A 13,750-nucleotide genomic window follows, 5' to 3' on the forward strand; every position below is an offset into this window, starting at 1 on the left:
CAAGCAGCCGGGGCGTCCAATCGCCCGATTTCGCTCCAACCCTTCGGTCAGTGGCCTTGGCGGGCGGTCTGCGGCGTTGCGGCGCTTGCCGATAGCACGGCTATCGGCTGCGCACCGCGCCTGGCATCCCATCCCGGCAAGGGACTTGCGCGGCTTCAAAAAGACTTTGAACAGGCTCTTGGATAGACTACCTGCCCCACAGGAGTTAATTGCATGGTAGTCACCGAACAAGGCCTTCTGGCCGCACTTTCCAGCGTACAAGACCCGCACACGGGCAAGGACTATGTCAGCACGCGGGCGTTGCGCAACGTGCAGATCAGCGGCGGCGACGTGGCCTTCGACGTGGAGCTGGGCTACCCGGCCAAAAGCCTGGTCCCCGAGCTGCGCCGCAGCCTGGTGGCCGCGGCCAAGGGCGTGGCCGGGGTGGACAACGTCTCGGTCAACATCACCACCAAGGTGGTGGCCCATGCGGTGCAGCGCGGCGTTCAGTTGCTGCCCCAGGTGAAGAACATCATTGCCGTGGCATCGGGCAAGGGCGGGGTGGGCAAGAGCACCACCGCCGCCAACCTGGCCCTGGCACTGGCGGCCGAGGGCGCCAGCGTCGGCGTGCTCGATGCCGACATCTACGGCCCGAGCCAGCCGATGATGCTGGGCATCAGCCGCCGCCCCGAGAGCGAAGACGGCAAGACCATGGAGCCGCTGGAGAACTATGGCGTGCAGGTCATGTCCATCGGCTTTCTGGTCGACCAGGACGAGGCCATGATCTGGCGCGGCCCCATGGCCACCCAGGCGCTGGAGCAACTGCTGCGCCAGACCAACTGGAAGGACCTCGACTACCTCATCATCGACATGCCGCCCGGCACCGGCGACATCCAGCTCACGCTGTCCCAGCGCGTGCCCATGACGGGTGCCGTGATCGTCACCACGCCGCAGGACATCGCCCTGCTCGACGCCAAGAAGGGCATCAAGATGTTCGAGAAGGTGGGCGTGCCCATCCTGGGCATCGTCGAGAACATGGCCGTGCACGTGTGCACCAACTGCGGCCATGTGGAGCATATCTTCGGGGCCGATGGCGGCAAGAAGATGGCGGCCGACTACGGCATGGACTACCTGGGCGCGCTGCCGCTGGACATGCAGATCCGCCTGCAGGCCGACAGCGGCAAGCCCACCGTGGTGGCCGACCCCGATGGCGATGTGGCCCAGATCTACAAGAAAGTGGCGCGCACCGTGGCGGTGAAGATCGCCCAGCAGTCCAAGGATTTTTCGTCCAAGTTCCCCAGCATCTCGGTCAGCAAGGACACCTGACGGTTTTCGTGGCCGCTTCCTGCATGGCCTTTTGGGCGGGAAGGATTCAGGCGCCTGCGTGCCGGTGCGCACAGGTCGGTTATCTTCGGTCCACTCCTACAGAGAAGGGCCCTTGATCCGATGAACCTGCTGGCTGCCATGCGCTACCTGGTGTCGCTCGACGAGCACCGCCACTTCGGGCGGGCCGCCCAGGCCTGCCACATCACGCAGCCCGCCCTGTCCAATGCCCTGCGGGCGCTGGAGGATGAGTTCGGTGTGGTCATCGTGCAACGCGCGCGCACCTATGCGGGCCTCACGCACGAAGGCGAAGCGGTGCTGGCCACGGCGCAGCGCATGCTGCGCGACAACGAGGTGCTGCGCCAAGAGTTGCGCAGCACCGAGGCCGCACCCCGCGGCAGGCTGCGCATGGCGGCCACGCCCACAGCGATCCCCATGCTCTCGCGCTTTGCGGCGTTGCTGCAGGCCCAGCACCCGGGCATCCTGCCGGTGGTGCTGTCCATGAGCTCGCGCGAGCTGGAGCAGGGGCTCGAAGACCTGTCGCTGGACCTGGCCGTGGGCTACAGCGAGCGCATGCAGGCCAAGGAGGGCAAGCTTCGCTCCTGGCAGCAATGCAACGAGCACTACTACCTGCTGCGCCGCGCCAAAACCCCCGCACCCGACCGCATGCGCATCGGCGAGCCCATGCGCTGGCGCGATGCCGGCCAGTTGCCCCTGTGCCTGCTCACCACCGACATGCACAACCGCTTCATCATCGACGAGGCGCTGCGCGAGGCCGGCGTGCCCGCGCCCCCGGCCATCGAGACCAACTCGGTGCTGACCCTGGTGCTCTCCGTGCTCTCGGGCGAGGTATGCAGCGTCTTGCCTAGTGCCATGGTGGCTGCCGCGCGCAGCGAGCGCAGCCTGGAGGTGCTGCCCCTGGTTGCTCCCGAGGTGCGCACGCCCATCGGTTTCATGACCCAGCGCGGCCCGCGCGTCTCGCGGGCGCTGGAGGCAGCGCTGGTGCTGCTGGACCTGCCGCAGTGGCGTGACCACGTCACCGAGTATTGCGGCGAGCTGCGCGACTGACGCCAGGCCATCCGCCTTGAGGCGCTGCGCGCCTTCACCGTCCCCCGCGCCTCGCTGTGCGGTGCGGGAGCGGGACGCTCCCCGTCCATTGGATACTGATTTGTGCGCTGTCCTTCATTCATGAGTTGAATCGCCATATGTGCGGATTCAATTTGACGCTATGGCGCTCCTCTTCGGACACTGCGCTGGGCGTCTTGACCGGCGTCAAGAACACAGCGCGTGCGCACCAACAAGGGAGAGAGAACATATGACTGCTTCATCTGCGGCGACTGCACCCATGCCCGGGTCTTACGCATCCCCCGGGTTCCTGGACAAGGAACGCATCATTGCGGGGCCTGGCTTCAACCGGTGGCTGGTGCCCCCGGCGGCCCTTGCGATCCACCTGTGCATCGGCATGGCCTACGGCTTCTCGGTGTTCTGGCTGCCGCTGTCCAAGGCCCTGGCCACGGCCGGCACCGGTGCGGCCTGCCCCAAGGACATGAGCTTCTTTGCTGAACTGTTCGCCAGCGGATGCGACTGGCGTGTGGCCACGCTTGGGTGGATGTACACCCTGTTCTTCGTCTTCCTGGGCTGTTCGGCCGCCATCTGGGGCGGCTGGCTGGAGCGCTCGGGCCCGCGCAAGGCCGGCGTGGTTTCGGCCGTGTGCTGGTGCGGCGGCATGCTGCTGTCGGCACTCGGTATCCACCTGCACCAGTTCTGGCTCATGATCCTGGGCTCGGGCGTCATCGGGGGCATCGGGCTCGGGCTCGGCTACATCTCCCCGGTGTCCACGCTGATCAAGTGGTTCCCTGACCGGCGCGGCATGGCCACCGGCATGGCCATCATGGGCTTCGGCGGCGGCGCGATGATCGGCTCGCCCCTGGCCGTGGACCTGATGAAGAACTTCTCCAGCCCCACCGACGTGGGCGTGATGCAGACCTTCGTGGTCATGGCGCTGGGGTACTTCGTGTTCATGATGGCCGGCGCGCTGGGCTACCGCGTACCCCCCACAGGCTGGAAGCCCGCTGGCTGGACGCCTCCGCCCCCGTCGGCCAATGCCATGATCACCCAGCGCCACGTGCATGTGAAGCGTGTCTGGGGCATTCCCCAGTTCTGGCTGATCTGGGTCGTGCTGTGCATGAACGTGAGCGCCGGCATCGGCGTGATCGGCATGGCCTCGCCCATGCTGCAGGAAGTCTTCGGCGGTGGGCTGATCGGTGTGCAACAGAAGTTCGGCGAGCTTGACAAGACCCAGCTGGCCGCCATCGCGGCGGTGGCGGGCGGCTTCACGGCACTGCTGTCGCTGTTCAACATCGGTGGCCGCTTCTTCTGGGCCAGCCTGTCCGACAAGTTCGGCCGCAAGATGACCTATGTGATCTTCTTCGTGCTCGGCGCTCTGATGTACGCGAGCATTCCCAGCTCTGCCGGCGCCGGCAGCAAGCTGCTGTTCGTGGGCGCCTTCTGCGTCATCCTGTCGATGTACGGCGGTGGCTTCGCCACGGTGCCAGCCTACCTGGCCGACCTGTTCGGCACGCAGTTCGTGGGTGCCATCCATGGCCGCCTGCTCACTGCCTGGGCCACGGCCGGCATCCTGGGCCCCGTGGTCGTGAACTACATGCGCGAGTACCAGCTGGGCCTGGGCCTGCCGCGCGAGCAGGTCTACAACCAGACCATGTACATCCTGGTGGGCATGCTGGTCATCGGGCTCATTGCCAACCTGATGGTGCGCCCCCTGGCCGACAAGTGGTTCATGAGCGACACGGAACTGGCGCACGAGAAGAAGCTGGCCCACGAAAAGATCGTGGCGGCCGAAGTGGGCGGCGGTACCGGTGGTGGCGGAACGACCAGCCCCGCCGTGGTGGCCTTCGCCTGGGCAGCGGTGGGCATCCCCCTCCTCTGGGGCATCTATAAGACCCTGGTGAGCGCCGCCAAGTTCTTCCAGTAAGCAGGCGACTGCATGCTGGTGCTACCTGGCTCACGGAAGCGTCGGATCAATGCTGCGGCCGGGCGCTTTGCGGCTGAGCACAACGGAGCGTTCAGCCTGGCCGCACCGGCGGCTGCCGGGCAGGCGCCGGTGCTGCTGTGCAGTGGCCGGTCGCTCAACGGCGATTTCGCTGTGGCGGACCGCTTCACGGCCCAGACGGGGGTGCGCGCCACCGTCTTTGCCCGCCAGGGTGAAGATTTCGTGCGCATCGCCACGTCGGTGCGCAAGCAGAATGGCGAGCGTGCCGTGGGCACGTTGCTCGACCGCTCGCACCCTGCCTACCGCCAACTGCTGGCGGGCCAGCCCTATGCCGGCTACGCCACCGTGTTCGGGCGCCAGAACATGACCCGCTACGACCCGGTGCGCAACGCCACCGGCGAGGTGGTGGGCGTGCTCTACGTGGGGCTCGACGTGAGCGAGATCCCCTCCCTCGGTATGGCCGGGCGCCTGGCGCTGTGGGTGCTGGGCGGGCAGTACCTGCTGTGGGCGCTGGCCTGGCTGGCGCTGCCTGCGCTACCAGCCGCCTGGCTCGCCTTCGGGGTGTGCCAGCCGCTGCTGCTGGCGGCGCTGGTCCATGGCCTGGTGCAGCGCACCATCTCCATGCCAGTGGCACAGGGCCGCAGTGCCGCGCTGCGGCTGGCTGCGGGCGATCTCACCACGCAGATGCATGTCGCGCAGCGCGACGAGGTGGGGCAGATGCTGCAGGCCATCAACGGCATCGGCGTGGGCCTGGCCGGCCTGGTGGGCAACGTGCGGCGCGGGGCCGAAGGGCTGCGCCTGTCCACCCGCGAGATCGCCGACGGCAACAACGACCTGGCCACCCGCACCGAGCAGCAGGCCGGCGAGGTGAACACCACGGCATCCGCCCTGGAGCAATTGACCGCCACGGTGGCGCAGAACGCCGAGCATGCGCGCCGTGTCAATGGCCTGATGGGCGCCGTCGCCCAGGCCAGCGGCGAGAGCGGTGCGGCGGTAGAGCGGGTGGTGACCACCATGGCCGAAATCCGCGACGGTGCCCACCGCATCCGCGACATCATTGGCATCATCGACTCGATTGCCTTTCAGACCAACATCCTGGCGCTCAATGCTGCGGTGGAAGCCGCCCGTGCGAGCGAGCAGGGCCGGGGCTTTGCGGTGGTGGCTTCGGAGGTGCGGGGCCTGGCCACGCGCTCGGCGGCCGCTGCGAGCGAGATCCGGGGGCTCATCTCCACCTCGGTGGATCGTGTGGATGCCGGTGGGGGCTTGGTGCAGGCCGCTCGCACATCCATGCAGGGCATTGCACAATCCATCGGTGAGGTGACCCGGCTCATCGAGGGCATTGCCACCGCCAGCGGGCAGCAAAGCCATGGCATCGAAGACATCCACCACAGCGTGGGGCGCATCGAGCAGATGACGCAGCAGAACGCCGCCCTGGTGGAAGAAGCCGCCGCTGCCGCCATGCGCATGCGGGAGCAGGCGGCCACGCTGGCCGATGCGGCCGCCACGTTCAAGACCCCCACATAGACGACAGCAGGGGGTGCCGGGGACGCCGCAGGCGCAGCGGTGCGGCCGGCAAACCCAGTCCAGGAGACCATGATGAAACAGGAAAAGATCGAGTTCTACAAAGGCCCCGCCGGCGGCTGGGGGGCGCTCAACAGCGTCAAGAATGCGCTGCTGCGCCAGGACATCCCGATCAAGGGCGCCAGGACACTGCTGTCGGCCAACCAGCCCGATGGCTTTGACTGCCCGGGCTGCGCCTGGCCGGACCGCAACCATGCCTCGACCTTCGAGTTTTGCGAAAACGGCGTCAAGGCCGTGGCCGCAGAGGCCACGGCCCGGCGCGCGGGGCCCGGCCTGTTTGCCCAGTACACGGTGGCCGAGCTGGCCGAGCAGAGCGATTTCTGGCTCGAAGACCAGGGCCGGCTCACGCAGCCCATGGCCTACCACGCGCCCAGCGACCAGTACCGCCCCATTTCGTGGGACGACGCCTTCGCGCTGATCGCGCGCCACCTGAACGCGCTGCCTGACCCCAACCAGGCCATCTTCTACACCTCGGGCCGGGCCAGCAACGAAGCGGCCTTCCTGTACCAGCTGTTCGTGCGCCAGTACGGCACGAACAACTTCCCCGATTGCTCCAACATGTGCCACGAGCCCAGCGGCAGCGGCATGCGCCCGCAGATCGGCGTGGGCAAGGGCACGGTGACCCTGCACGACTTCGAGTGCGCGGACGCGATCTTCATCTTCGGCCAGAACCCCGGCACCAACCACCCGCGCATGCTCGGCGAGCTGCGCGAGGCGCACAAGCGCGGCGCGCGCATCGTAAGCTTCAACCCCCTGCGCGAGCGCGGGCTGGAGCGCTTTGCCGACCCGCAGGACAAGCTGGAGATGGCCACCTTCGGCTCCACCCCCATCAGCACGCATTACTTCCAGCTGCGCGTGGGCGGCGACCTGCCGGCCGTCAAGGGCATGATGAAGCATGTGCTGGAGCAGGAGGACGCGCGTGGCGGCGTGCTCGACAAGGCCTTCATCGCCGAGCACACCACGGGCTTCGAGGCGCTGGTGGAGAACCTGCGCGCGGAATCCTGGGCGCTGCTGGAGCAGGAGTCTGGCCTGACCGAGGAGCAGATGCGCTCTGCAGGCGACATCTACATCGGCGCCAAGAACGTGATCGCCTGCTGGGGCATGGGCATCACGCAGCACAAGCATGCGGTGGACACCATCCAGGCCATCGTGAGCTGGCTCATGCTGCGCGGCAACATCGGCCGCGAAGGCGCCGGCCCCTGCCCGGTGCGCGGCCACAGCAACGTGCAGGGCGACCGCACCATGGGCATCTGGGAAAAGCCCCCGGTGGCCCTGCTCGACAGGCTGCGCGACGTGTTCGGCTTCGAGCCGCCGCGCGAGCACGGTGTGGACACGGTGGAGGCCATCCGCCACATGCTGGACGGCAAGGGCAAGGTGTTCTTCGCCCTGGGCGGCAACTTTGCCGCCGCCACCCCCGACACCTACGAGACCTGGAAGGCGCTGCAGCGCTGCGACCTCACGGTGCACGTGACCACCAAGCTCAACCGCAGCCACATCGTGCATGGCAAGGAGGCGCTGATCCTGCCCTGCCTGGGCCGCACCGAGATCGACGTGCAGGCCGGTGGCCCCCAGGGCGTGACGGTGGAGGACTCGATGAGCATGGTGCACATCTCGGTGGGCATCAACCCGCCCGCGTCCGAGCACCTGCTGTCCGAGCCGGCCATCGTGGCGCGTCTCGCTGCCGCCACGCTGGGCGCGCGCAGCAGCGTGCCCTGGGCCTGGCTGGTCGAGGACTATGCGCGCATCCGCGACCAGATCGAAAAGGTCTTCCCCGATTTCAAGGACTTCAACCAGCGCGTGGCCGTGCCCGGCGGGTTCCGGCTGCGCAACACGGCCAGCGAGCGGGTCTGGGCCACGGCCTCGGGCAAGGCCAGCTTCCATGCGCCCCTGGTGCCGCAGGACACGCCCTCGCACAAGGCGCGCGAGCGGTTCAAGGATTCGATCGTCTTCACCCTGCTCACCACGCGCTCGCACGACCAGTACAACACCACCATCTACGGCATGGACGACCGCTACCGCGGCGTCTACGGCCAGCGCCGCGTGGTCTTCATCAACGAGAAGGACATCCGCGCCCTGGGCATGCAGGACGGCGACTGGGTCGACATCCAGACCGTGTGGAGCGACGGGCAGGAGCGCCGGGCCGACCGCTTCAAGCTGGTGGCCTACGACATCCCGCGCGGCAACCTCGCGGCCTACTACCCCGAGACGAATCCACTGGTGCCGCTGTCGGCCGTGGCCGACACGGCGGGCACGCCCACCTCCAAGTCCATCCCGGTGCTGCTGGAGCCGCACGTGCCGGGCGGGGCCACCCTTGCGGCGTCTGCCGTGCCGGCGCAGGCCGAGGCCCCATGAGCGCGGTGGACCGCAGAAAGCCCATGCCATGACGGCCGTGCAAGAGACGCTGGCGGGCGCCATCCTGCGTGCGCTGGCCGAAGAGTCCCCGGACACGCCGGCCGGTGCGCCCGGCGTGTCGCTGCCGCGCCTGGGCAAGCGCCTGGGCCAGGGCGTGAGCGTGCTCCTGCGCGAACTCACGCTGATGAGCGATGCCTCGGTGGGTGGCCAGCGCGGCCCCGGCTGGGTGCGCGTGGACCAGGTGGGTGAGCGCTGGGTGGCCCACCTGACCGACGCCGGCCGGGCCGTGGCCCGGGAACTGCCTGCGGCGGGGGCGGCGCCATGAGCGCACAGGTGTCCACGCCGTTCGATGGCGATGGGGGCGCCGTAGCGGACCTCTCGGCACTGGCCCAGCGCTCCGTGCGGGTGTTTGGCGAGGCGGGTGTGCCGCAGGGCGGGGCCCTGCGCTTCGACACCCTTGCGGCGGAGATCCCGGTGGCCCTGGTGTTCAACGGTGTCTCGCATGCGGTGATGATGGCCACGCCGGAAAACCTTGGCGATTTTGCGATCGGTTTCGCGCTGAGCGAGGGCATCCTCGACCATGCGCACGACTGCCGGGGCACCACGCTGCAGCTGGCCGATGCCGGCGCGGCACACCTGCCGCTCGGCGTGCCGGGGGTCGAGGTGCACCTGGAGATTTCGACGCGCAGTTTCGAGCGCCTCAAGAACCGGCGCCGCAGCATGGCCGGCCGCACGGGCTGCGGCGTGTGCGGGGTGGAAAGCTTTGCCGCGCTCGACCTGGCCCCCGAGCGCCTGCCGGCGCGCGACTGGTTGGAGCGGGTGGACTTGCCCACCGTGCTGCGCGCCTTTGCCGACCTCAAGGCCCTGCAGCCGCACAACGCGCAGTCAGGGTCGCTGCATGCCGCCGGCTGGGCCACGCTGGACGGGCGCCTGGCCCAGGTCTGCGAAGACGTGGGCCGGCACAACGCGCTGGACAAGCTCATCGGCTGGCTGTCGCGCAACGCGCGCTTGGCCGAGCCCGGCTTCGTCGTGCTCAGCAGCCGGGGCAGCCACGAGCTGGTGCGCAAGTGCGCCCGCGTGGGCCTGTCGGCACTGGCCACCATATCGGCCCCCACCGCCACCGGCGTGCAGGTGGCCGAGCTGGCCGGGCTGCGGCTGTGGGGCCTGTGCCGCGCGCCGCGCGCGGTGCTGTACGCGCCGGGCGCGCAAGCGGGGTAAAAACCCTGATCCCTGCACGGCGCAGTACAGTCGGGCCATGTCTTTGCGCCCTACCATCGAAGTCGCCGTCATCATGCGCCGCGAGCGCCTGGACAACCGCTGGCAGCCCTGGCGCTGGGTGCTGGACGACGTGGTCCCCGCAGAAGCCGCCTTTGGCGATGTGCCGCGCCAGCTGCGCGAGGACGAAAACCAGGCACTGTGGCTGTTCCCGGGCTTTGCGGTCGAACTGTTCAAGGACGACGGCGAGGGCTACCACCTGAACCTGTCCGCGCCCGCACCCTGCTGGTTCGTGCTGTGGCGCATGGACGAGGAGGGCACCGAACCCGAGCCGCTGGCCCGGCCCGTGGCCGTGAGCCTGAGCTACCACGACGCCGGCCGCTGGCTCGATGCGCAGGAAACGGTGGAGCAGGTGCCCGCGCCAGCGGCCGTGCTGCAGGCGCTGCAGGCCTTTGTCGACGAGCACTACGCGCCCGAGCCCAAGCGCCGCAGGCGGCCCGACAGCTTCCAGTCGCTGACCGACCGCTTCGGCAACCCGGCATCGGTCTCCACCGACAAGCAGCGCGGTGGCCGGGGCGGTCCGCACCATGGCTGACGGTTTTCTCTCGCGCTGGTCGCGCCGCAAGCAGGAGGTTGCGGCGGGCAGGCCTGTGCAGGAACCGGAGCCATCGCCCCTGCCACCGCCACCACCCGAGGCGGTGCCATCTTCCGAGGCCACGCCTGCCCCAGAGCCGGTGGCCGTGCCTGCCGCCGCTGAGCCAGAGCTGCCCACGCTGGCCGATGCGCAGGCCCTGACGGCCGAGTCCGACTTCAAGCCCTTCATGGGCCGCGGCGTGGCGCCCGATGTGCGCAACACGGCCATGAAGAAGCTGTTTGCCGACCCGCATTTCAATGCCATGGATGGGCTGGACACCTACATCGACGACTACTCCAAGCCCGATCCGCTGCCTGAAGGCATGTTGCGCCAGATGGCCAGCGCCCATTTCATGGGCTTCTTCGACCATGAAAAGGACGCCGCCGGGAAGGCCGTGCCTGAGGCCGCGCAGGCAATCGCCCCGCAAGACCCTCAGCCTCGGGATGATGCGGAGACGCCGACGCTGCCAGACGTGGCACAGTCGGGGGTATGCACCGCCATTCCTAGCTCGCCAGAACTGGCCACAGCCGACCCCGCAGGGGGCGATGGGGCCAGGGTAGCCAGCCATACCGAACATGACCACGCTGATCTGCGACTGCAACCAGACGATGCCCCTCGACGCGAAGGCGTTGGGCGCGGCCCTGCATGAGGAACTGACCCTCCATTCCACGCTTTGCCGGCGCGAGGCCGGCGCCTTCCAGGATGCCATCCGCACCGGCCAGGAAGTCGTGGTCGCCTGCACCCAGGAGCAGCGCCTGTTCGGTGAACTCGGCGCGCAGACCGAAGGCGCGGTGTCGCCGATCCGCTTCGTGAACATCCGCGAAACTGGCGGCTGGAGCCGCGATGCCCGTGATGCCGGCCCCAAGATCGCCGCCTTGCTGGCCGCCGCCCGGCTGCCCGAGCCGCCGCCGGTGGCCACCGTCAGCTACAAGAGCGCCGGGCGCCTGCTGGTCATCGGCCCGCTCGATGCCGCCGAGCAGGCTGCGGCCCTGGTGGCCGACGTGCTCGACGTGACCCTGTTCGCGCAGGGCCCGGGGCAGGCAGGCGGTGCCCAGGCCCGGCGCTTTCCCGTGCTCGGCGGGCGCCTCACCGGGCTCACCGGCTGGCTCGGGGCCTTCGACGTGCAGTGGGCTGCCGACAACCCCATCGACCTGGACCTGTGCACGCGCTGCAATGCCTGCATCGTGGCCTGCCCCGAGAACGCCATCGGCCTGGACTACCAGGTGGACCTGTCCGCCTGCGATGCCAACCGCGCTTGCGTGCGTGCCTGCCAGGTGGCCGGCGCCATCGACTTCGGCCGCGAGGCCAGCACGCAGCAGGAGCGCTTTGACCTGGTGCTGGACCTGCGCCCGGCCACGGCCGAGCCCACCTTCACGCAGCATGCACCGCCGCAGGGCTACTTCCGCTCCGACGGGCGCGACATGGCCGTGCTGCTCAAGCTGCGCGAGATGGTGGGTGAGTTCGACAAGCCCCGTTTCTTTGCCTACAAGCAAAAGCTCTGCGCCCACAGCCGCAACGAGACCGTGGGCTGCAATGCCTGCATCGACATCTGTTCTGCCGAGGCCATTTCCAGCGACAAGAGCCGCCAGCAGATCAAGGTCAACCCCCACCTGTGCGTGGGCTGTGGTGCCTGCACCACGGTGTGCCCCACCGGCGCGCTGTCTTTTGCCTACCCCGGTGCCACGGAGCAGGGCGCGCGCTTCAAGGCCCTGCTGTCCACCTACGCTGCCGCAGGCGGCCAGAACGCCGTGCTGCTGCTGCACAGCCAGGAACAGGGCCAGGCCCTGGTCGATGCGCTGGGCCGCGCCGCCCAGCTGCGGCGCGCCCAGGGCCTACCGGCCCATGTGATCTCGGTGCCGCTGTGGCACACCGCGAGCACGGGCGTGGACCTGTGGCTCAGCGCGCTGGCCTACGGCGCATCGCAGGTGGTGGTGCTGGCCACGCACGAAGAGGCACCCCAGTACCTCTCAGGCCTGCAGGCGCAGATGGACGTGGCCCAGGCCATCCTGCATGGCCTCGGCTACACCGGCAGCCACCTGCGGCTGCTGCGCGCGGGCGATGCCACCGCTCTTGATGCCGCCCTGCAATCCCTGCGCCAGACCCGCCAGGTGCTGCCGCCGGTGGTGGCACGCCATGCCGTGGCCCAGGAAAAGCGCGCCACGCTGGAGATGGTGCTCGACCATTTCATCGCCCATGCGCCGCTGCTGAAAGAGGGGCTGCCCGAGGCCATTGCGCTGCCCGCGGCCGGCGCGCCGCTGGGCGCCATCACGGTCGCCAAAGACCGCTGCACCCTGTGCCTGAGCTGCGTGAGTGCCTGCCCGGCCGGCGCCCTGCAGGACAACCCGCAGCTGCCCCAGCTGCGCTTCCTCGAAAAGAACTGTGTGCAGTGCGGCCTGTGCGCCACCACCTGCCCCGAGGATGCCATCGCTCTGCAGCCGCGCCTGCTGCTCACGCCCGAACGGGCGCAACTGCGGGTGTTGGCCGAAACCCAGCCCTGGTCTTGTGTGCGCTGCAGCAAACCCTTTGGCACGCTCAAGGCCATCGAGGCCATGCTGGACCGGCTCTCGGGCCATGCCATGTTCCAGGGCGAGGCGCTGGAACGCCTGAAGATGTGCGGCGACTGCCGCGTGATCGACCTCTATTCTTCCCAGAGCGAAGCGAAAGTGACGGACCTGTGAGCGCCACCGCACCCCTGACCATGGCCGCCAGCGGCGCCCTCGACGAGGAAACCGCGCGTGCCGAACTCTATGGCCTGCTGGCGCAGCTGTATTACAGCGCCCCGGCGCCCGGCCTGCTGGCCACCCTGCGCGTGGCCGTGACCCAGGCGCCCGCCGAAGGTGGCTTGCTGGAGGAGCCCTGGCAGCAACTGGTGGGGGCCGCCCGTGCGCGGGATGACGCGGCCATCGCCGCCGAGTTCGAGCGCCTGTTCGGCGGCATGGGCAAGCCCGAGGTCTTTCTCTACGGGTCGCACTACCTGAGCGGCTTTCTCAACGAGAAGCCGCTGGCGCGCCTGCGCACCGACCTGGATGCCCTGGGCCTGGCGCGCAGCGAGGCCATGCCCGAGACCGAGGACCACCTGGCCTACCTGTGCGAGGCCATGCGCTACCTGATCGCTGGAGACGACATGGCGGTGTGCAACCTTACGACACAACGGGATTTTTTTGCTGCCCATCTGCAGCCCTGGGTGCTGGCCCTGTGCGATGTGCTGGAGGCCCACCCCGCCGCCCCCTTCTATGGTGCGCTGGCCCGCTTCACACGGGCTTTCGTGGCTGTGGAAGCCCAGGGTTTCGACATGCTGGAGTGAGCCGCTGCGGGCCCTAACGGACGCGCCAAACCCGAGTGAAGTTCCATGGGGTGGCCATACCCGATTGCAGCGGGCGAAACACTCGCATAGACTGTATGAACGACATTGCATAGCCGCAAGCCCTCCTGGAGACAATGATGCAGGACAGCCAGCCCCAACCTTCTCGCCGCCGGTTCTTTGTAGGTGCAGCCACTGCGGGGGCTGCTGCCGCCGCTGTCGTGGCCTTGCCGCACATCGCAGCCCCAGGTGCCACCGCTGCAGCCGAGCCCGTGCCCGCACCGCCTGAGCGCGGTGGCGGCTACCGCCTCTCGGCACACGTGCAGCAGTACTACAAGACCACCCAACTCTGACC

The 13,750-nt window shown here is 68.7% G+C and carries 12 protein-coding genes; all 12 read left to right on the top strand.

Annotated elements, in window-relative coordinates; all coding sequences use genetic code 11:
• Positions 1-213 precede the first annotated feature (213 nt).
• Positions 214-1,305, top strand: coding sequence for an iron-sulfur cluster carrier protein ApbC (gene apbC, locus QYL93_RS01815; protein ID WP_305742046.1), 1,092 nt, complete (start codon positions 214-216; stop codon positions 1,303-1,305).
• 120 nt (positions 1,306-1,425) lie between these two features.
• Entirely contained in the window at positions 1,426-2,370 is a 945-nt protein-coding gene (locus QYL93_RS01820) for a LysR family transcriptional regulator (protein ID WP_305742047.1), read from the top strand.
• A 247-nt stretch (positions 2,371-2,617) separates the two neighbouring features.
• Positions 2,618-4,294: an OFA family MFS transporter gene (locus QYL93_RS01825; RefSeq protein WP_305742048.1), complete on the top strand. Its 1,677-nt coding sequence runs from the start codon at positions 2,618-2,620 to the stop codon at positions 4,292-4,294.
• A gap of 12 nt (positions 4,295-4,306) precedes the next feature.
• Positions 4,307-5,836: a methyl-accepting chemotaxis protein gene (locus tag QYL93_RS01830; RefSeq protein ID WP_305742049.1), complete on the top strand. Its 1,530-nt coding sequence runs from the start codon at positions 4,307-4,309 to the stop codon at positions 5,834-5,836.
• 72 nt (positions 5,837-5,908) lie between these two features.
• On the top strand, positions 5,909-8,245 hold the full coding sequence (locus QYL93_RS01835) for an FdhF/YdeP family oxidoreductase (RefSeq protein ID WP_305742050.1): 2,337 nt from the start codon (positions 5,909-5,911) through the stop codon (positions 8,243-8,245).
• Between the two features lie 28 nt (positions 8,246-8,273).
• A complete protein-coding gene (locus QYL93_RS01840) occupies positions 8,274-8,570 on the top strand; it encodes a hypothetical protein (RefSeq protein WP_305742051.1) in 297 nt (98 codons plus the stop codon).
• Positions 8,567-9,463: a formate dehydrogenase accessory sulfurtransferase FdhD gene (gene fdhD / locus QYL93_RS01845; RefSeq protein ID WP_305742052.1), complete on the top strand. Its 897-nt coding sequence runs from the start codon at positions 8,567-8,569 to the stop codon at positions 9,461-9,463. The genes QYL93_RS01840 and fdhD overlap by 4 nt, the downstream gene beginning before the upstream one ends.
• 37 nt (positions 9,464-9,500) lie before the next feature.
• Positions 9,501-10,055, top strand: coding sequence for a DUF3305 domain-containing protein (locus tag QYL93_RS01850; protein WP_305742053.1), 555 nt, complete (start codon positions 9,501-9,503; stop codon positions 10,053-10,055).
• On the top strand, positions 10,048-10,743 hold the full coding sequence (locus QYL93_RS01855; RefSeq protein WP_305742054.1) for a DUF3306 domain-containing protein: 696 nt from the start codon (positions 10,048-10,050) through the stop codon (positions 10,741-10,743). Before QYL93_RS01850 ends, QYL93_RS01855 begins: the two co-directional genes overlap by 8 nt.
• Positions 10,703-12,772 (top strand): 4Fe-4S binding protein, encoded by a 2,070-nt coding sequence (locus tag QYL93_RS01860; protein ID WP_305742300.1) that lies wholly within the window; start codon positions 10,703-10,705, stop codon positions 12,770-12,772. Before QYL93_RS01855 ends, QYL93_RS01860 begins: the two co-directional genes overlap by 41 nt.
• 20 nt (positions 12,773-12,792) lie before the next feature.
• On the top strand, positions 12,793-13,398 hold the full coding sequence (locus QYL93_RS01865) for a molecular chaperone (RefSeq protein WP_370876929.1): 606 nt from the start codon (positions 12,793-12,795) through the stop codon (positions 13,396-13,398).
• Positions 13,399-13,535: 137 nt separating this feature from the next.
• Complete coding sequence (locus QYL93_RS01870) at positions 13,536-13,748, top strand: formate dehydrogenase (RefSeq protein WP_305742056.1); 213 nt, start codon at positions 13,536-13,538, stop codon at positions 13,746-13,748.
• Positions 13,749-13,750: the final 2 nt, after the last annotated feature.

Source organism: Acidovorax sp. A1169 (assembly GCF_030704685.1).
In the GTDB taxonomy this organism is placed as follows: domain Bacteria; phylum Pseudomonadota; class Gammaproteobacteria; order Burkholderiales; family Burkholderiaceae_C; genus Acidovorax.